15 protein-coding genes and 2 tRNA genes are annotated in these 18,762 nt (G+C 39.3%); 11 read left to right on the forward strand and 6 right to left on the reverse strand.

Annotated elements, in window-relative coordinates; genetic code table 11:
* The first annotated feature begins 50 nt into the window (after window positions 1–50).
* Window positions 51–3,173, forward strand: coding sequence for an efflux RND transporter permease subunit (locus ACG94X_RS00725; RefSeq protein ID WP_419381993.1), 3,123 nt, complete (start codon window positions 51–53; stop codon window positions 3,171–3,173).
* A 93-nt stretch (window positions 3,174–3,266) separates the two neighbouring features.
* Here ACG94X_RS00725 and ACG94X_RS00730 read toward each other — a convergent pair whose 3' ends face one another.
* Window positions 3,267–4,070 carry a DUF4198 domain-containing protein gene (locus tag ACG94X_RS00730; protein WP_419381830.1) on the reverse strand — a complete coding sequence of 268 codons (804 nt, stop codon included), beginning with the start codon at window positions 4,068–4,070 and terminating at the stop codon, window positions 3,267–3,269.
* A gap of 160 nt (window positions 4,071–4,230) precedes the next feature.
* On the opposite strand from ACG94X_RS00730, the gene ACG94X_RS00735 reads away from it, so the two are divergent.
* Window positions 4,231–5,283: a cation diffusion facilitator family transporter gene (locus ACG94X_RS00735; protein WP_419381831.1), complete on the forward strand. Its 1,053-nt coding sequence runs from the start codon at window positions 4,231–4,233 to the stop codon at window positions 5,281–5,283.
* A 159-nt stretch (window positions 5,284–5,442) separates the two neighbouring features.
* On the opposite strand, the gene ACG94X_RS00740 is transcribed toward ACG94X_RS00735, so the two are convergent.
* The 5 genes from ACG94X_RS00740 to ACG94X_RS00760 all read right to left on the reverse strand — a co-directional run bounded on the left by ACG94X_RS00740 (window position 5,443) and on the right by ACG94X_RS00760 (window position 8,094).
* Window positions 5,443–5,784 (reverse strand): hypothetical protein, encoded by a 342-nt coding sequence (locus ACG94X_RS00740; protein WP_419381832.1) that lies wholly within the window; start codon window positions 5,782–5,784, stop codon window positions 5,443–5,445.
* A gap of 154 nt (window positions 5,785–5,938) precedes the next feature.
* Window positions 5,939–6,014 (reverse strand) — tRNA-Glu (locus tag ACG94X_RS00745).
* Between the two features lie 33 nt (window positions 6,015–6,047).
* Window positions 6,048–6,123 (reverse strand) — tRNA-Ala (locus tag ACG94X_RS00750).
* A gap of 57 nt (window positions 6,124–6,180) precedes the next feature.
* On the reverse strand, window positions 6,181–7,689 hold the full coding sequence (gene gltX / locus ACG94X_RS00755; protein ID WP_419381994.1) for a glutamate--tRNA ligase: 1,509 nt from the start codon (window positions 7,687–7,689) through the stop codon (window positions 6,181–6,183).
* 138 nt (window positions 7,690–7,827) lie between these two features.
* The gene (locus ACG94X_RS00760; RefSeq protein WP_419381995.1) at window positions 7,828–8,094 is read right to left on the reverse strand and encodes a DUF4179 domain-containing protein; all 267 of its coding nucleotides are present in this window, start codon (window positions 8,092–8,094) and stop codon (window positions 7,828–7,830) included.
* A 412-nt stretch (window positions 8,095–8,506) separates the two neighbouring features.
* Between ACG94X_RS00760 and ACG94X_RS00765 the strand changes: the two genes are divergently transcribed.
* From ACG94X_RS00765 to mraY, 9 genes are all read left to right on the forward strand, one after another.
* A complete protein-coding gene (locus tag ACG94X_RS00765) occupies window positions 8,507–9,499 on the forward strand; it encodes a sulfate ABC transporter substrate-binding protein (RefSeq protein WP_419381833.1) in 993 nt (330 codons plus the stop codon).
* A gap of 328 nt (window positions 9,500–9,827) precedes the next feature.
* Window positions 9,828–10,847: a sulfate ABC transporter substrate-binding protein gene (locus tag ACG94X_RS00770; RefSeq protein ID WP_419381834.1), complete on the forward strand. Its 1,020-nt coding sequence runs from the start codon at window positions 9,828–9,830 to the stop codon at window positions 10,845–10,847.
* Window positions 10,848–10,934: 87 nt separating this feature from the next.
* On the forward strand, window positions 10,935–11,369 hold the full coding sequence (locus tag ACG94X_RS00775; protein WP_419381835.1) for a GNAT family N-acetyltransferase: 435 nt from the start codon (window positions 10,935–10,937) through the stop codon (window positions 11,367–11,369).
* A 211-nt stretch (window positions 11,370–11,580) separates the two neighbouring features.
* Entirely contained in the window at window positions 11,581–12,507 is a 927-nt protein-coding gene (gene rsmH / locus ACG94X_RS00780) for a 16S rRNA (cytosine(1402)-N(4))-methyltransferase RsmH (RefSeq protein ID WP_419381836.1), read from the forward strand.
* Window positions 12,504–12,836, forward strand: coding sequence for a cell division protein FtsL (ftsL, locus tag ACG94X_RS00785; RefSeq protein WP_419381837.1), 333 nt, complete (start codon window positions 12,504–12,506; stop codon window positions 12,834–12,836). Before rsmH ends, ftsL begins: the two co-directional genes overlap by 4 nt.
* A 9-nt stretch (window positions 12,837–12,845) precedes the next feature.
* Window positions 12,846–14,681: a penicillin-binding protein PBP3 gene (ftsI, locus tag ACG94X_RS00790; protein ID WP_419381838.1), complete on the forward strand. Its 1,836-nt coding sequence runs from the start codon at window positions 12,846–12,848 to the stop codon at window positions 14,679–14,681.
* Window positions 14,682–14,688: 7 nt separating this feature from the next.
* Window positions 14,689–16,185 carry a UDP-N-acetylmuramoyl-L-alanyl-D-glutamate--2,6-diaminopimelate ligase gene (locus tag ACG94X_RS00795; protein WP_419381839.1) on the forward strand — a complete coding sequence of 499 codons (1,497 nt, stop codon included), beginning with the start codon at window positions 14,689–14,691 and terminating at the stop codon, window positions 16,183–16,185.
* Window positions 16,186–16,194: 9 nt separating this feature from the next.
* The gene (locus tag ACG94X_RS00800; RefSeq protein WP_419381840.1) at window positions 16,195–17,604 is read left to right on the forward strand and encodes a UDP-N-acetylmuramoyl-tripeptide--D-alanyl-D-alanine ligase; all 1,410 of its coding nucleotides are present in this window, start codon (window positions 16,195–16,197) and stop codon (window positions 17,602–17,604) included.
* The gene (mraY, locus tag ACG94X_RS00805; protein ID WP_419381841.1) at window positions 17,604–18,722 is read left to right on the forward strand and encodes a phospho-N-acetylmuramoyl-pentapeptide-transferase; all 1,119 of its coding nucleotides are present in this window, start codon (window positions 17,604–17,606) and stop codon (window positions 18,720–18,722) included. Before ACG94X_RS00800 ends, mraY begins: the two co-directional genes overlap by 1 nt.
* The last annotated feature ends 40 nt before the right edge of the window (window positions 18,723–18,762 follow it).

An 18,762-nucleotide genomic window follows, 5' to 3' on the forward strand; every position in this document is an offset into this window, starting at 1 on the left:
CAAAGCCATCATCACAGTCACTTGATTCATCAACAGCTTTAGATGCGCAGATGCCTAAACCCGAGGGACTATTTGATCGATTAATACAGTTCTCCATTCACAATGCTATTTGGGTCATGCTGTTTATTGTAGCGTGGATTGGTGTGGGTATTTATGGCTACCAGAAACTACCGATTGATGCAGTGCCTGATATCACCAATACACAGGTTCAAATTAATACACAAGCAACGGGTTTCACTGCGCTTGAAGTGGAGCAACGAATTACTTATCCAATTGAAAATGCCATGGCAGGCATGCCTAAGCTTGAGCAGACTCGTTCTATTTCTCGCTATGGCTTATCGCAAGTCACGATTATTTTTAAAGATGGTACGGATATTTATTGGGCGAGACAGCTGATTAATCAGCGTTTACAAGAAGCTCAGGCAGAACTACCGAATGATATTGCACCGACGATGTCCCCTATTTCGACGGGGCTTGGAGAAATTTATCAATGGGTTATTAAAGCTGAGCCGAATGCAAAAAAGCCCGATGGCACAGCGTATACCGCTATGGATTTACGTGAAATTCAGGATTGGATTGTACGTCCTCAATTGCAGCGTGTGACAGGTGTGGCAGAGGTCAATTCAATTGGTGGTTATAACAAAACCTATGTGGTGACACCTGATCTGAACAGACTGCAACAGCTACAAATTCCATTGTCAGATTTACAAACGGCATTGACTGAAAATAACGAAAACCGTGGTGCAGGCTTTATTGAAAGTAATGGTCAGCAAATGACGGTGCGAGTGCCTGGCACATTAAACAGTATTGAAGATATTCAGAATATCAGCCTTGCCAATAAAAATGGTTTCCCCATTCGTGTCGCAGATGTCGCAACGGTATCCATTGGGCATGATTTGCGTACAGGTGGTGCAACTTATAATGGCGAAGAAGCAGTACTGGGTATTGCGATGATGATGATGGGTGAGAATAGCCGAACCGTTGCCAAAGCAGTTGATGCTAAAGTGAAAGCGATTCAGCAGTCTTTACCTAAAGGTGTGGTCATTGAAACGGTTTACGATCGTACCGATTTGGTCGAGCGTGCAATTTCTACGGTACAGAAGAACCTTGTCGAAGGAGCGATTCTGGTCATCATTATTCTGTTCCTATTTTTAGGCAATTTCAGAGCTGCTTTAATTACTGCCTGTGTGATTCCATTGTCCATGTTGTTTACATTGGCAGGTATGGCAGAACAACGTATCAGTGCTAATTTAATGAGTTTAGGGGCGCTCGATTTCGGTATTATTGTCGATGGTGCAGTGGTGATTGTAGAAAACTGTATTCGACGACTCGCCGAAGCACAGCATGCCAAAGGACGTTTACTGACGAAGTCGGAACGTTTCAAAGAAGTCTTTTTAGCAGCAAGACAGGCACGTAGACCTTTAATTTTCGGGCAATTGATCATTCTTGTGGTGTATCTGCCTATCTTTGCGCTTTCAGGCGTGGAAGCTAAATTATTCCATCCAATGGCGATGACCGTGGTTTTGGCACTGGTAGGTGCAATCATCCTGTCTGTGACTTTTGTTCCTGCGGCAGTGGCTTTATTTGTCACAGGTGAAGTTAAAGAAACTGAAAGTCGTTGGATGTTATGGCTAAAAAATAAATATCAGCAGATTCTAGATTGGGCTTACCAATTTAAGGTTTTTGTTTTGGCTATTGCTGTCTGTATTTTAGTTTTAACAGGTATCTTAGCCACACAAATTGGTAGTGAATTTTCTCCACAACTCAGTGAAGGTGATTTTGCAGTTCAGCAAATGCGTTCTCCGAGTACAGGGTTGGAACAATCTTTACGGATGCAGGAAAATACCGAAAAACTGTTACTCAAGCAATTTCCTGAAATTAAAGCCATCTTTGCACGGACAGGAACAGCAGAAGTGGCAACAGATGTGATGCCACCGAATATTTCTGATGCAACGGTTTTACTGAAGCCACGTGCGGAATGGAAAAATCCTAAAGAAAGTATTGATGAATTACGTCAACGCATGATTACATTCCTTGCAACATTGCCGGGGAATAATAGTGAATTTTCTCAACCGATAGAGTTGCGTTTTAATGAATTGATTTCAGGAGTGCGTAGTGATGTAGGCGTGAAAATTTTCGGCGATGATATGGAAGTTTTAAATCAGCAAGCGAATCAAATTGCAGCGCAGGTTAAAGCGATATCAGGTGCAACCGCAGTGAATGTAGAGCAAACCAATGGATTGCCATTACTGAATGTGGAAGTCAATAAAGCACAGGCAGCGCAATATGGGTTGTCGGTGAAATCCATTCAAGATTTGGTTGCTGCAAGTGTTGGTGGGCAAAGTGTTGGGCAGATTTTACAAGGTGATCGTCGTTTTGACTTTGTTATTCGTTTGGATGATGCACAGCGTACACCTGAATATCTCGCGACATTACCGATACAAATTCCGAACGGTGGTTTAATTCAGTTGCAGGATGTTGCTAAAGTTGAAAATATCCTCGGCATCAATCAGGTCAGTCGTGAAAATGGTAAACGCCGTGTGGTGGTGACTGCGAATGTAGAAGGGCGAGATTTGGGCTCATTCGTGACAGAGCTACAAAGCACGTTGGCAAAACAACAACTGCCTGCGGGTTATTGGTTGGATTACGGTGGACAGTTTGAAAATCTGAACTCTGCTAAAGCGCGTATGCAATTGGTTGTTCCATTGGCACTCATCACCATATTTATTTTACTGATGGCAGTTTTTCACAACGTCAAAGAAAGTCTGTTGGTGTTCAGTGGCGTACCATTTGCGTTGTGTGGTGGTTTAATTGCGCTGTGGTTACGTGATATTCCTTTGTCGATGTCGGCAGGAATTGGCTTTATTGCGCTGTCAGGTGTAGCAGTGTTGAATGGTCTGGTGATGCTGACATTTATCAAAGAGTTGCGACAGCAATTTGATGTTTATTATGCAACGTGGCAGGGTGCAATTCTGCGTTTAAGACCGGTATTAATGACCGCTTGTGTCGCATCGTTGGGTTTTATTCCAATGGCTCTGGCAACAGGAACAGGTGCAGAAGTTCAGCGTCCGTTAGCAACAGTAGTGATCGGTGGGATTATTTCATCCACATTATTAACCTTGTTGATTTTACCTGTGATGTACCGTTGGATGAATGAACTTCAGAAAAAATGATCATATTGATGTTTAAAGTGATTTAAATACTCTTCCTCGCTCTGTGTCATACGTGATGCAGGGTGAGGAAGATATATCGAATAATCAAATGGCTTATGGTGCTTTTACAGGTAAAACATTCACGCTAATAATGCTGTAATACTGATTCATCGGTTTTGCTTTTGGATCGGACTTTTCACTCACTTCAATGAGGAATTGTCCTGCATGTGGAAAGTTTAATGTCGCTGTGCCGTCAGTTTGAACAGTTACATGTTGTGCATCTTTGTCCATTTGACCCTGAGCACGTACTACGACCTCAGCTGTGTTTAATGCTTTATTGGATTTGCTGATGGCAATGTCTACCGCTTGTTGCGCAACAATGTTGTTAGGATGTGTTTTAAATGCGACTTGCAGCGGAGCTTCTGAAATTGTACGGACATCTGAGGTTTTGTCCTTAGATATATAACTTTGAATCGTCCATTCACGGCTAATTTCTATAGGAGCAGGTGCTTTTTTAAAGTCAGATGGAATTGCATAGTCACGTTCAGCCATAGGTTTGGCTTTATCCGCAGGCATATCAAATAGCATTTTCCATGTTTTATTGTGTTCAACATATTTTAAAGGGAAAGAGGTTTTTGCAAAAAGACGATAAGTACCTGATTGAGGTAAAGACAAGTCATAGGCGGATGCAGATTTTAAACTGCTTTGATTTTGTAGGGTAATCGTGCTTTGATCGGGTTGAATAACAGTTAAATCAACTTGCTTCAGTGCATGTTCTGCGTTAAATGCTTGTTCTGCATAAGATGCAATGACAGGAATTTGAGTATTCTCAGTCATATAGCTAAGCGGTGCGACATAAGGTTCATGGGCATGGCTATAGCTGCAATACAATAGAGCAAGGCAAAGATATTTTTTCATTATGAATGATCCTGAACAATATGAATTAAATGTAAAATATTGATGTGCGATAGAGTATATAGATGAATTTTTATTATTGATAATGATTTTCATTACCATTGATAAAAATTAAGTTAAAACAACTTTTATAAAATAATGAATGAAAAAATAGAGGTGTAAGATGGGTGAACATGCAGGGCATGACCACAGTCATGCAGTGGTGACAGAGGGTAATGTAAAAAAACTAACTTTTGCATTAGCACTGACCGCAACCTTTTTAATTGTTGAGGTGATTGCAGGCTTTATGACACAAAGTCTCGCGCTCTTATCTGATGCTGCACACATGTTTACCGATGCTGCGGCACTCGCCATTGCATTGGTCGCTATTAAAATTGGCCAACTCCCTGCCGATAATAAACGTACTTTCGGTTATCAACGTTTTGAAATTCTGGCGGCGTTGTTTAATGCAAGTATGTTGTTTGTCGTTGCAATTTATATTTTATATGAAGCGTACCAACGTTTTAGTCATCCACCTGAAATTCAAAGTATGGGCATGATGATCGTGGCAGTGATTGGCTTAATCATTAACTTGATTTCCATGAAGATCTTATTCTCAAGTTCAGCAGAAAGTCTGAATGTGAAGGGTGCATATCTGGAAGTATTAAGTGATGCTGTTGGCTCAGTCGGTGTGATTATTGGCGCTGCGATTATTTATTTCACAGGTTGGATGTGGGTTGATACCCTTATTGCAGTTTTGATTGGTTTTTGGATATTGCCAAGAACATGGGTCTTGCTTAAACAAAGCATCAATATTCTATTGGAGGGTGTCCCCGAAGAAATTGATATTGAAAAATTACGTCATGATTTATTGGCATTAAAAGATGTAGAGGGTATTCATCAATTAAAAGTCTGGGCAATTACCTCTAAAAATGTGCATTTGACAGTCCATCTACTTGCACCAAAAGCAGATCGTCAGCAGTTGTATCTAGATGCGAAGGAAATATTGAGTCACCAACATGGTATTACCGAAATAACGCTACAGATTGAAGATGATGCATGCATGGCACATTTACATACTGAAGCGGAGAATGATCATCACGATCACGATCACGATCACGATCACGATCACGATCACGATCACGATCACGATCACGATCACGATCACGATCACGATCACGATCACGATCACGATTCAGAGCAATCATCTCATCAGCATACAGATAAAGAAAAATAGCCCTGATATGAGTATTGCCAATCCGTAATAGTTTCTAAAAACGCAAACACCCTGCTTTGAAAAGGAGGGGGTTTGCGTTACCCAATTTGAGTGCGGTTTTAAGTCGTTTATTTTGAATAAGATTATTCAGTCAGATCATTAAAATCGAATGAGTGAAAATCAAATTTTCCATTGGTGATCACAATCACGGCATTTCCATTCTTTATTGGTATTCATGAAAGCCTGCATGGAAATTTTAAAATCAGGAAGATCACGCCAAAATAAGATCCCTGCAATCACAGCAGCAATGAATACGACGACAGTTGCAATTTGTATGGTCTGTCCAGCACCATTGCTGAAAATCCACATGAAAATACTAATGACCACCAATAAAAGCAAAACAAAGAGTAATGGAATTAAAAAGACCAAACTTTTAGGCACAACTGGACGTACCGCAACGGTATTACCACTTGTAACAGGTAAAATTTTTCGGCTTTGGCATTTAGGACATTGGTATTGCATAGCGGTTCCACATTTATAATCTAAGCGATATTCTAATCGTTATATTTCATAATGCAAAAAAGACTGGATAGATATTCAAAAAAGAAAATTTAGGCAATAAAAAACCCAAGTCATAATGCTTGGGTTTTTTACTAAGATGTCGCCATCTTGAATATGGCGTCCCTACGGGGATTCGAACCCCGGTTACCGCCGTGAAAGGGCGATGTCCTAGGCCTCTAGACGATAGGGACAATTGAGGCAACACGAGTAAAAGCTAAATAACTTGGTGGAGTCAAGGAGGATTGAACTCCTGACCTCTACAATGCCATTGTAGCGCTCTACCAACTGAGCTATAACCCCAGTCTGTGTGAGCGCCATATTAGGGATATTGTGCTCACACGTCAACAGAAAATTTAATTAAGCTTCATTAACTGCGTCATTTTTCGGCAATTTAATGCTTTCATTCAGTTTTTCCCAGACTTTTGCTTCTTTTTTGCTCGGCCCGCCAACAATTTCAAGCGCATGGCGTAAACGAGCAAAGGTTAAGTCAGCTCCAATAGTCACCATAGACTGCATAACTGGAGTCGAAGATGTTGAACCCGCAATGGCAATAAAGAATGCTGGCATGAAATCACGTAGTTTAATGTCCATCTGAGCCGCTAAATCCATCAGTGTCTGGCTTACCGTGTCATTATTCCATGTGAATAAGCTTTCTAAGCGCCAAATCGCAAATTGTAAGCTTTGACGAACTTGTTCTTCACTCAGTTTTTTACTTTCAAACTGTTCTTTTGACAATGTTGGGAATTGGTTGAAATAGAAACCTGCCCAATTAACCGCTTCTGACAATAAATTGATACGTGGTTGAATTGCTGCTGCAATATCTTCCAGTGTTTTACGGTCAGATTTCCAAGCCAATAATGTATTTAACAATTCAGCAGGAGTGAGTGCTTTAATCCATTGACCATTCAGCCAATTTAACTTTTCTACATCAAAAATTGGGCCACCGAGTGAAACACGTTTAATGTCGAAATGTTCAATCATTGCGGCCAAAGTGAATTTTTCACTTTCATCAGGCATTGACCAACCCATGCGACCCAAGTAGTTCAACAATGCTTCTGGCAATACACCAATGTCTTTATAGTAGTTAATCGATGTAGGGTTTTTACGTTTAGATAATTTAGATTTATCAGGATTACGCAATAACGGCATATGACATAGTACAGGCATATCCCAACCAAAATATTGGTAAAGTAATTGATGTTTTGGCGCAGAAGGAATCCATTCTTCACCACGAATCACATGAGAAATTTCCATCAAATGATCATCAACTACATTGGCTAAATGGTAAGTGGGTAAACCATCAGTTTTGAGTAGAATTTGCATATCTACTTGAGCCCATGGAATTTCTACTTCGCCACGTAATAAGTCATCAAATTTACAGATCCCTTCTTCAGGAACTTTCATACGAATGACATGCGCTTCGCCTGCAGCTAAACGCTGTTCCACTTCTTCTTTTGAAATTTTTAAGCCACGACCATCATATTTTGGTGATTCGCCACGTGCTTGTTGGTCTGCACGCATCTGATCAAGCTCTTCAGTTGTTGCAAAGCAGTAGAAAGCATGACCTTTTTCAACGAGTTCAAGCGCATATTGCTTGTAAATACCCATGCGTTCAGATTGACGATATGGTGCATGTGGCCCCCCGACATCTGGACCTTCTGACCAATTTAAACCTAACCAACGCAATGAATCTAAAATCATTTTTTCAGATTCAGGTGTAGAACGTAATTGGTCAGTATCTTCAATACGAAGAATAAATTCACCACCATGTTGTTTCGCAAAACATAAGTTAAATAAAGCAATATATGCAGTCCCTACATGAGGGAAACCAGTTGGAGAGGGTGCAATACGAGTACGGACGGTCATAGCCAAATATTATTCAAAATGTAAATTGAATCCATTATAACGAAAAAGCCCAATCGCTTAAGGGTTAATTCACCAATAAACGATTGGGCTGATTAATTCTTTTAGGGGGAAAGAATTTAATTAAAATAAATCAAAATATTAAGAGTTATGTGGTTGAAATAAAGCTTGAACAAAACGTGAAAATTTTTGATGTTGTTCAGCTAAAAAATTCTGTGAAGGTGCTGCTTTAAATGATGTTAATACTTTGATCTGATCTTTGTCGGAAACCAATTTATTGTCACCACGTTTTTGCTGGCTCAATGCCTTTTCGATTGGTGTTAGCTTGTCAGCAACAATCGCAGATTGAAAAGGTTGCTTTGTGTCTTTAATGGCAGCGGCATGGCTGACTTGTGCCAATAAAGTCATACTGAGAGTTAGCCCCAATATATGAATTATTTTATGCACTCCATTTACTCCCCTAGAATACTGATTATTGTTTTTTCAAGCCAATTTTAGTCAATTACACTACTAAAATATATAACTGTGTCACATTTTTTTATAATACTATACAAAAAATGTTTAAAAAACAATCATTGAAACGAAATGTAATCATTTAATTAGTAACATATGATTATGGAAGAATCGTGAAGAAAATAAATATAACGGCTTTAGCTTAATAATTGCTCAAAAATAAAAGTATATATTATGCACAAAATTAGATATCTGGAATTGTGCATTCCATAGTTGTATAAATTATAACTATATGATTGTTAAATAAAATTTTTATAAATATAGTTTATTTAATGACTAAACAACTGAAATTGAATTGAGAAATTAAATGAAAAAAATACTTTTAGTAAGTGCTTTGAGTTTACTGGGTGTCGGGCAGGCTTTTGCTGCAAAAGAATTCCTTAATGTTTCATATGATCCTACACGTGAATTTTACCAAGAATATAATAAAAGCTTTGGTCAGTTTTGGAAGTCTAAAACTGGACAAGAGGTTGATTTTAAACAATCACATGGTGGATCAGGAAAGCAGGCACGCTCGGTGATTGATGGCTTACAAGCCGATGTTGTGACATTGGCTTTGGCAAATGATATTGATGAAATTGTTAATGCTGGTTTGATTGAGAAAGGATGGCAGAAAGAATTTCCAAATAATTCTGCACCTTATACATCAACAATTGTATTTCTAGTGCGTAAAGGAAATCCTAAAGGCATTAAAGACTGGAATGATTTAACTAAAGCGGGTGTAGAAATTATCACGCCAAATCCTAAAACGGGTGGTGCGCCACGTTGGATTTATTTATCTGCATGGGGTTATGCGTTAAAACAACCAGGTGGTAATGATACAAAAGCAAGAGCATTGGTTAAGCAACTTTATAAAAATGTTAAAGTTTTAGATTCAGGCGCACGTGGTTCTCTGACTACTTTTGCTGAACGTGGTATTGGTGATGTGTTGTTGTCTTGGGAAAATGAAGCTTTATTAGCGACTTCAGGTCCAGATAAAGATAAGTATCAAATCATTTATCCATCTATTTCAATTTTAGCCGAACCATCTGTGGCGATCGTGGATAAAAATGTCGATAAAGATGGTAATCGTAATTTAGCCAAAGGCTATTTGAATTATCTCTATTCTCCTTTGGGGCAAGATCTTGCGGCGAAATATAATTTCCGCCCACGGAATGCTAAAGCTGCTGCAAAATATGCAGATAAATTTCCAAAGATTAAGTTATTTACCATTGATCAGGTTTTTGGTGGTTGGGCAAATGCGCAAAAAACGCATTTTGCCAATGGTGCGATTTATGATCAGTTTACTGCTGAAAAATAGCGTTGGATTTATTGTATGAAAAATTCTTGAAGACACTAGGTGGTTAGATTTTGAGTCAAAAAGATGTTGTTATTCTTTTAAATATTTTCTAGTGATACTTCAAGAATTCTTAAATAGAACACGTATTCTTATGAATATAGTGAATAAGAAAAGAATAAAAATATATAAAAACTGAATAAGCGATTTTCCTCATATTTTCATGAGTTAAAACAATATTTTAATAGATATGTAATTTAGATAGAACTGAACACTCATGATTTATATAATTGCAGTTTATCTGCTAATTTCATATATTTAGCATAATTATAGATGAAAGATTGATATGGTTATGCAAACCAATTTTAAAGCTTTATTGAGTGCGCTACTGGTTGCAACTGGATTAAATTTTGCAACGACAACTACTTCACATGCAGCTGATCGTGAATTTTTGAACGTTTCTTATGATGCAACTCGTGAGTTCTATGACGAATTTAACAAATCATTTGGTGCATATTGGTTAAAGCGTACGGGTAAAACTGTCAATTTTAAACAATCACACGGCGGTTCGGGTAAGCAAGCTCGTGCTGTTGTAGATGGTTTGAAAGGTGATGTGGTCACTTTGGCTTTGGCAAACGATATTAATGAAATTGTAAAATCAGGACAGATTAATCCAGGTTGGGAAAAAGAATTTCCACATAACTCAGCCCCTTATACATCAACGATTGTATTTATGGTACGTAAAGGGAATCCGAAAGGGATTAAAGATTGGACGGATTTAACCAAGCCTGGTGTTGAAATTATTACTCCAAACCCGAAAACAGGTGGTTTACCACGTTGGATTTATTTATCTGCATGGGGTTATGCGCTTAAACAGCCTGCTGGTAATGATGCCAAAGCACGTGAATTCGTGTCTAAAATGTATCACAATGTTAAAGTGATGGATCCTGCTGCACGTGCTTCTATGACTACTTTTGCCGAACGTGGTATTGGTGATGTATTGCTGACATGGGAAAATGAAGCCATGATTAGTAAGAAAACTTTAGGCGATAAGTTCGATATTGTTTATCCATCTATGTCTATTTTGACTGAGCCATCTGTGGCAATTGTAGATAAAACGGTAGAGAAAAACGGTAATAAATGGTTAGCAACTGGCTATATTAACTATTTATACTCTCCGTTGGGTCAGGATATGGCAGCACGTCATTTCTATCGTCCACGTAGTGAAAAAGTGTTAGCGAAGTATTCAAAACAATTCCCGCCTTTAAAAACATTTACCATTGATGAAGTCTTTGGTGGTTGGGCAAAAGCGCAACAAACTCACTTTGTAAATGGCGGTGTGTTTGATCAAATGTATAATTCAAAACGTTAATTTTTAAATTTGTGCTATAAAAAGAAGCCTGTCGTAAGACGGGTTTTGTTTATATTTGGATCTGTAGATTGTTGATTTGGGAAATGAATGAAAATTAGGGCTGCCACAATTAAAGATCTTACTCGAATTTTTGAAATTCGGACTGGAGTGAAAGAGAATCATTTATCGATGATACAACTTGAGGAGTTAGGAATTACACCTCAAGCAGTGAGTATGTTGATCGAACAGAGTGATGCTGTCTGGGTTGTAGAAATTGCGAATCAGGTTGAAGGTTTTGCAATGGTAGATTTACAAGAAGCCTGTGTATTTGCAGCATTTGTCCGTGATGAATGCATGGGACAGGGACTGGGTCAGGCATTGATGCAGCGTGTAGAAAGTATTTTATTTAAAAAGCATTCAGTTATTTGGTTGGAAACGGCAAAAAGCAGCAGAGCATTTACTTTTTATCAACGTCAAGGTTGGCAGCAAGTAGGCGATGTGGTGCATGGTGATGTCAGAATGGAAAAAAGGCGGTTTGCATAATATGAGTTTAGCTATTGCTCCTTTTTGAATGTGTTCAAGTGTTTTATTGGAGTCAATATTTTATAAATAGTGGTTAAATTGAATCAGAGATCGTACCGAAAATGGTTTTCCCTATAAAAATTAATATTTCCCTACAAAAAGTCGTTTGGAGCTTTGACAAAACAAGGTAATAATGTGCAGTTACTTTTTTGATTGAACTGAAACTATACTTATGTCTCATATTTCTGTATTACTACATGAAACTGTCGATGCTTTACTTGCAGATCGCAATACAGGAATTTACATCGATGGGACTTTTGGTCGTGGTGGGCATACTCGTTTATTGCTTTCAAAATTAGATGAAAATGCACGTGTTTATGCATTTGATAAAGACCCTCAAGCTTTAGAGGTTGCGTATCAATTAGAAAAAGAAGATCCACGTTTTAAAATTATTCATGCCAGTTTTGCTGATTTACAGCGGGAAATGAATAAACTTGATATTTATCAAGTTGATGGAGTTATGGCGGATTTAGGCGTGTCATCACCGCAGTTGGATCAGGCAGATCGTGGTTTTAGTTTTATGAAAGATGGCCCTTTGGATATGCGAATGGATAATTCGCAAGGTTTAACTGCCGCAGATTGGTTGGTTGCCGTGGATGAGGTTGATCTTGCTAATGTTATTTTCCAGTATGGAGAGGAGCGTTATAGTCGTCGTATTGCCAAAGCCATTAAAAATGCAGGTTATATTGAGACCACTGCAAAATTGGCAGAAATTATTAAAGTTGCCCATCCAAAATGGGAAAAAAATAAACATGCTGCAACACGTACGTTCCAAGCAATTCGTATTGAAATTAATAAAGAATTAGAAGATGTGCATACTTTTTTGCCTCAAGCTGTAAATTTGTTAAAATCTAATGCACGTTTGGCGGTAATTAGTTTTCATTCACTTGAAGATCGAATTATTAAACAATTTATTCAAAAAGAATCAACATTAGCAGAAGATGATGGTTGGGGCTTACCGCATAAAGTTAAAGATACGCGTAAACTGAAAAAAATTGATCGAATTCGTGCAAGTGAGGCGGAGATTAAAGAAAATTATCGTTCACGCAGTGCTTGGCTCCGGGTTGCAGAACGCTTAGAACAAAAAGGCGAACAATGAAAGAAAACATTGTAGAAGAATCAAGCAATAAGTTGGCAATAAAAAAAGCGATTGTCTACGGTGTGTTGGTTGTTGCTGTCATGACCAGTGCTTTTATGGTGGTATTGCAAGTATTTACATATCGCCATGATTTTCGCGATTTAAATTCTTATATGCGTGAGCGTGAAGATATTAATGCGGAATGGGGGCGTTTGCTGATTGAGCAACAAACCTTTGGAGCAACCGCACAAATTGGTACGCGTGCAGTGACACAACTGAGAATGTATTCGCCGCCAGCTGCACAAACAGTTGTCATTTCATTACCACCTGAACCAGAGCAAAAAAAGTAAGGCATCTGTATGGTCGATAAGCAAAATAAACCAACACGTCAACCACGTAAAAAACAACCGTCAATTACAGTGAAGAACACCGTATCTGTCGATATGTGGCGTTTTTATTTAATGTGGGGTGTGGTTCTGCTGTGCTTTGTTGGACTGGTTGGTCGGGCATTCTATGTGCAGGTGATTAATAAAGACTTTTTACAGAATAAAGCCAATGCCAATATTTTGCGTTCTGAAAAATTAAAGGCAATGCGTGGTGTCATTGGTGATCGTCATGGCGTACCTTTAGCGATCAGCTCTCCGATTATGAAAGTAGTGATTGATCCGCGTGAATATTTTGAAACCAAAGAACAATTTGAAAATATTACTGCAGAATTAAAGAAAACACCGAATAGTCGTAAATTAAAGCGTCAATTGCCCGATGAAAATTTAAATTTAGATGAGTTGGCTGATGCTGTGGGTATTGACCGTTCTGATTTAAAAAAGAAATTATTGGATCGTCCACGTTCTCGTTATTTGGTGCTCAAAAAAGAAGTACCGCCTCCTCAAGCAGATTTAATTACACAGCGTAAATTTGCAGGAGTGTATGCAGAAAAAACCTATAAGCGTTATTACCCGCAGCCTCAACCCAATGCACAGATTATTGGCTTAACCAATAGTGAAGGCTCGGGGATTGAGGGGTTAGAAATGCAGCTCAATACTCGTCTTGCGGGTGAAGATGGTGAGCAAAAAATTTCTCGTGATAAGCATGGTAATCGTATTAGCACGCCTGAAGTTGTTAAAGAAGTGAAGACGGGTGAAAACATTACACTTAGTATCGATTCTCGCCTGCAATATATTATGTATCGCGAATTAACAGCTGTCGGTGTTGCCAATAATGCGCGATCTGCATCTGCAATCACTGTAGATGTGAAAACAGGTGAAATTTTAGCAATGGCGAGTTGGCCTTCTTATAATCCAAATGATAAGGATGGCTTAAATAATAAAGATGCAATGCGTAACCGTGGTGCAATTGATATGTTTGAACCAGGTTCAACCATGAAGCCATTCACCATTGCTGCTGGTCTGGAAAGTGGGAAATACACACCAAATTCAGTGGTTAATACCAGTCCTGGTTCTATGCTTTTAGGCTCACACACGATCCGAGATACGCATAACTATGGCTCGTTAACCGTGACTGGGGTGATTGTGAAATCATCCAACGTGGGTTCAGCAAAAATTGCGTTGTCGCTTCCGAAAGAGACTTTGCCGAGTTTCTTTCGAAAGGTAGGCTTTGGTCAGCGTTCAGCAGTGAAGTTCCCTGGCGAAAGTGGCGGTTTAGTGGTTTCACCAGAAAAATTAAATTCATCGCAAATTGGTACTATGGCCTATGGTTATGGCTTGAATGCGACAATTTTACAATTGGCTCAAGGTTATGCCATGTTGGCAAATCATGGTGTCGAATATCCTTTAAGTCTGTATAAGTTGGATGATAAGCCCAAAGGCAAACAGGTTTTAGAACCTAAAATAGCCGATGAGGTGTTATTGATGTTAGAGCAGGTCACTATGCCAGGTGGTACTGCTAAACAAGCCAATATTCCAGGTTATCGTGTTGGCGGTAAAACGGGTACAGCACATAAGCTTCGTCCAGATCATCGTGGTTATTCCAATACCGAATATCGTGCCTTATTTGCAGGTGTTGCACCGATCAGTGATCCACGTTTAGCGATTATTGTTGTGGTGGAAAACCCACGTGGTCAATATTATGGTGGTCTTGTTGCAGCGCCAGTATTTGCACGTATTATGCAAGAATCGTTACGTTTAATGAATGTTCCTTTAGACAAACCACTCGAAACAGCAAAAGCTTCTAAATAGGTGAAACATGACCCTTCGTTTTCAAGATGTTTTTGATGTCGAAACCAAACAACCTTGGATGGCTGAGCCTTTTCAAGGGTTTAGTCTAGATAGCCGTTATGTGCAATCTGGTCAAATTTTTATTGCATTGAACAGTTATTCACAGCCTGAAAAAACCGTTCAGTTTGCACAATCAGCATTAGACAAAGGTGCATTGGCAATCATTAGTGAAACTGATCTAGGTTTGGAATCTGCTTTAGTTTGCACAGATGTACGTCATTTGATGGGTACATGGCAAAAACAATATTTACAAGCAACTAATCCTATCAACGCTGCTCGAATACTTGCAGTGACGGGTACCAATGGTAAAACTACAATTTCACGCTTAGTGGCTGAATTGTTAATGTTACAAGGCAAAAAATGTGCGGTGATGGGAACGACTGGGAATGGTATTTTACCCAACCTTGAATCTTCTTCACATACGACATTAGATGCTTTGCATTTGCAGAATTTACTGCATGACTTTGCTCAGCAAGGTGCAGAATTTGTTTCTTTGGAAGCCAGTTCACATGGTTTAGAGCAAGGCCGTTTAAATGGTTGTGATATTGAAATTGCTGCATATAGTAATTTGAGTCGTGATCATTTGGATTACCACGGCACACTTGAAGCTTATGCAGAAGCAAAATCACGTTTATTTAAATTCCCAACATTAAAAGTTGCAGTGATCAATATTGATGATGCACATGCCAATATCATGTTGGATGCTGCGAGTAGTAATCAAGCGCATCCTAAAGTATTGACCTATTCAACGTCTAAAGCCGCTGATTACCAAGTATTTGGGATTCAATACAGTTTGAATGGTGCGACATTCCATCTTAAAACAGAACAAGGTGAGTTTACGGTTCAAAGCCCACTCTTGGGACATTTTAATATTGAAAATCTAGTGGCGAGTTTGATTGTGGCAGAACAAGCAGGCTTTGATTTAAGACAATTGATTGCTGTTGTACCGCAATTGCAAGGTGCGCCTGGGCGCATGCAAGTGATTCGAGATGAAGATCGCTTATTTGTCGTCGATTATGCACATACGCCAGATGCGCTGACGCAGGTATTAAAAACCTTAAAACGTCATGTCGAACATCAGCTTTGGGCAGTGTTTGGTTGTGGTGGTGACCGTGATCGCGGTAAGCGTCCTCTTATGACTAAAGCAGCTTTAGAACAAGCCAATCCAATTGTGATTACGTCAGATAATCCTCGGACTGAAGATTCGCAACAAATTTTTGCAGATATGAAGCGTGACGTTAATTTTAGTCAGCATGATGTACATGAAATTCATGATCGTCGTGAAGCGATTAAATATGCGGTAAAAAATGCCCAGTCTGGAGATATTGTGGTGATTGCAGGTAAGGGGCATGAAAACTATCAGGAAATTGATGGTGTACGCCATTGGTTTGATGATGTGGTGGAAGTGCAATCTGCGATTGATGCACAGCACCATAAACCAAATTCAGCTTATCCAGCTCAGTAGGAATAATAGATGCATACATCTACCACCAGTACTGTGCCTTTGGAGCCATGGTCAGCAGAGCAACTTGCTGAAGCGACTCAAGGTTATTGGTATTTAGATAAAGCGCCGCAGGGTGATATTAAGCGTATTTTGACAGATTCACGCCATGCTGAATCTGGTGATGCATTCTTAGCACTCAAAGGTGAGCGCTTTGATGCACATGATTTTATTGCACCAGTTGCAGAAAGTGGTTGTCAGATTGCGATTGTGAGCCATCCTGTAGACGCAGATATTTGCCAACTTGTTGTTGCAGATACACGTTTAGCGTTGGGGTATTTAGGTGCGTATCGCCGTGCAAAGCATTCACAGCTTAAAGTGATTGCTTTGACAGGAAGTAGTGGTAAAACCACCACTAAAGAAATGTTAGGCAGCATCCTTTCACATTTAGCACCGACTCTGATTACACGTGGTAATTTGAACAATGATCTTGGTGTACCTATGATGTTATTGGAGCTTCGAGCTGAGCATCAATATGCAGTGATGGAGTTGGGTGCAAGCCATCAAGGTGAAATTGACTATACGTCCAACTTGGTGCAGCCTCATGTAGCAGGTATTCTTAATATTGGGACTGCGCATTTAGGTGAGTTTGGTGGGCGTGATGGTATTTGTCGTGCCAAATCTGAAATTTATGCGCATATTAATAAATCAGGAACGTCGATTATCCCTGCGCAAGATGATTTTACTGACGCCATTCGTCAAGCTGTACAGACTAAAAATGTTTTAAGTTTTGGCAATGGTGGTGATGTTTTCGCAACTGAAATAGAGCTACAAGCGCAATCTGCAACATTCACCATCAATACACCACAAGGCAGTCGTGTTGTGCATTTGCCTTTTGCAGGTGAGCATAATGTGCATAATGCAGAAGCTGCAACAGCATTTGCTTTGGCAATTGGCGTTCATTTGGATGATATTGTTGCAGGCCTGGAAACAGCACAAGGTGCGAAAGGTCGCTTGAATTTCATTCAAAAAAACCATTATTTATTTATTGATGATACCTATAACGCCAATCCGACTTCCATGCGTGCCGCTGCTGAGGTTTTAGCGCAGCAAGAAAGCATTAACGTCATGGTGATTGGTGATATTGGTGAATTAGGAAATACCGCAGCCCAACAACATTATATGTTAGGGCGTGATTTAGTTTCTGTTAAAGGAATTAACTTTGTTGTTGCAGTTGGTGAATTTTCACCTGCAACGCAAGAAGGTGCTCGAAGCACTCAGTACGGTAAAAAATTACAAGCTTTTCTTAGCCAAGAACAAGCTTTACCTTTATTGTTAAGTTTAATTGAGACACATCAACCACAGTCCATGAGTTTCCTGTTCAAAGGTTCTCGTTATACCCATATGGAAACGTTGATGGCTGATTTGATGGAGAAAGTTTAATGCTGTTTTGGTTATTTCAACACTTGGCAGGTTACGAGAACTCATTCCAAGTTGTTCGATACTTATCGTTACGAGCATTGCTCAGTGTACTGACCTCACTTGCGATTGGTTGGGCTTTAGGGCCTGTGATGATTCGTAAGCTGCAAGCTTTAAAATATGGGCAAGCGGTCAGCTCATTTGCGCCAGAAAACCATGCAAAAAAAATGGGTACACCAACTATGGGTGGGATTTTAATCTTACTCTCGATTGGTATCAGTACCTTGTTGTGGGCAGATTTATCTAACCCATATGTATGGATTGTCTTAGCTGTTATGGTGATCTTTGGTGCTGTAGGTTGGGCGGATGACTGGATTAAAGTTCGTTATAAAGACAATGCTGGTTTACCTGCCAAGAAGAAATTTTTCTGGACGTCTATTGGCTCATTAGGTGCCGGTATTGCGTTGTATGTTATTGCAACACAACAAGAAAACCCTGTACATACAGCGAATATGTTGGATCTGTTGATTCCTGTCTTTAAAAATCTCAGCATTCCATTGTCATCTATTCCTTTGGGTATTGGCTTCATTATTTTCACTTATTTGGTGATTAATGGTGGCTCAAATGCTGTGAATTTAACCGATGGTTTAGATGGTTTGGCAATCATGCCAATCGTCTTGGTTGCTGCAGGTTTGGGTGTATTTGCTTATTTAGCGGGTGATATTCGTTTTGCCAACTATCTACATATTCCTTATGTAAAATATACCTCTGAATTGGTGATTGTCTGCGCAGCAATGATTGGTGCAGGCTTGGCTTTCCTTTGGTATAACGCACATCCTGCACAAATTTTTATGGGTGATGTGGGTGCATTATCGTTGGGTGCGATGCTCGGTACAATTGCGGTAATGGTTCGCCAAGAAATCGTATTTGCTATTATGGGCGGCGTATTTGTAATAGAGGCGATATCAGTATTCTTACAAATTGGTTCACTGCGTATGCGGAATAAACGTGTCTTCCTCATGGCGCCGTTGCATCATCATTATGAGAAAAAAGGCTGGCGTGAAACTCAAGTCGTCATTCGTTTTTGGATTATTACAATTATGCTGGTAGTTTTAGGTCTAATGACTTTAAAATTGCGTTAAGCAAAAGTTGTTTGAGAAAGTCGGCATCTGTCGACTTTTT

Origin of the sequence: Acinetobacter psychrotolerans (assembly GCF_048552595.1) — a bacterium.
In the GTDB taxonomy this organism is placed as follows: domain Bacteria; phylum Pseudomonadota; class Gammaproteobacteria; order Pseudomonadales; family Moraxellaceae; genus Acinetobacter.

What these genes read in the sequence shown, in the direction of transcription:
- ACG94X_RS00765 (WP_419381833.1), top strand. Translation starts at nt 8,507, where the DNA reads ATGAAAAAAATACTTTTAGTAAGTGCTTTGAGTTTACTGGGTGTCGGG.
- ACG94X_RS00770 (WP_419381834.1), top strand. Translation starts at nt 9,828, where the DNA reads ATGCAAACCAATTTTAAAGCTTTATTGAGTGCGCTACTGGTTGCAACT.
- ftsL (WP_419381837.1), top strand. Translation starts at nt 12,504, where the DNA reads ATGAAAGAAAACATTGTAGAAGAATCAAGCAATAAGTTGGCAATAAAA.
- ACG94X_RS00775 (WP_419381835.1), top strand. Translation starts at nt 10,935, where the DNA reads ATGAAAATTAGGGCTGCCACAATTAAAGATCTTACTCGAATTTTTGAA.
- ACG94X_RS00795 (WP_419381839.1), top strand. Translation starts at nt 14,689, where the DNA reads ATGACCCTTCGTTTTCAAGATGTTTTTGATGTCGAAACCAAACAACCT.
- ACG94X_RS00735 (WP_419381831.1), top strand. Translation starts at nt 4,231, where the DNA reads ATGGGTGAACATGCAGGGCATGACCACAGTCATGCAGTGGTGACAGAG.
- ACG94X_RS00800 (WP_419381840.1), top strand. Translation starts at nt 16,195, where the DNA reads ATGCATACATCTACCACCAGTACTGTGCCTTTGGAGCCATGGTCAGCA.
- rsmH (WP_419381836.1), top strand. Translation starts at nt 11,581, where the DNA reads ATGTCTCATATTTCTGTATTACTACATGAAACTGTCGATGCTTTACTT.
- gltX (WP_419381994.1), bottom strand. Translation starts at nt 7,689, where the DNA reads ATGACCGTCCGTACTCGTATTGCACCCTCTCCAACTGGTTTCCCTCAT.
- ACG94X_RS00725 (WP_419381993.1), top strand. Translation starts at nt 51, where the DNA reads ATGCCTAAACCCGAGGGACTATTTGATCGATTAATACAGTTCTCCATT.
- mraY (WP_419381841.1), top strand. Translation starts at nt 17,604, where the DNA reads ATGCTGTTTTGGTTATTTCAACACTTGGCAGGTTACGAGAACTCATTC.
- ACG94X_RS00760 (WP_419381995.1), bottom strand. Translation starts at nt 8,094, where the DNA reads ATGACTTTATTGGCACAAGTCAGCCATGCCGCTGCCATTAAAGACACA.
- ACG94X_RS00740 (WP_419381832.1), bottom strand. Translation starts at nt 5,784, where the DNA reads ATGCAATACCAATGTCCTAAATGCCAAAGCCGAAAAATTTTACCTGTT.
- ACG94X_RS00730 (WP_419381830.1), bottom strand. Translation starts at nt 4,070, where the DNA reads ATGAAAAAATATCTTTGCCTTGCTCTATTGTATTGCAGCTATAGCCAT.
- ftsI (WP_419381838.1), top strand. Translation starts at nt 12,846, where the DNA reads ATGGTCGATAAGCAAAATAAACCAACACGTCAACCACGTAAAAAACAA.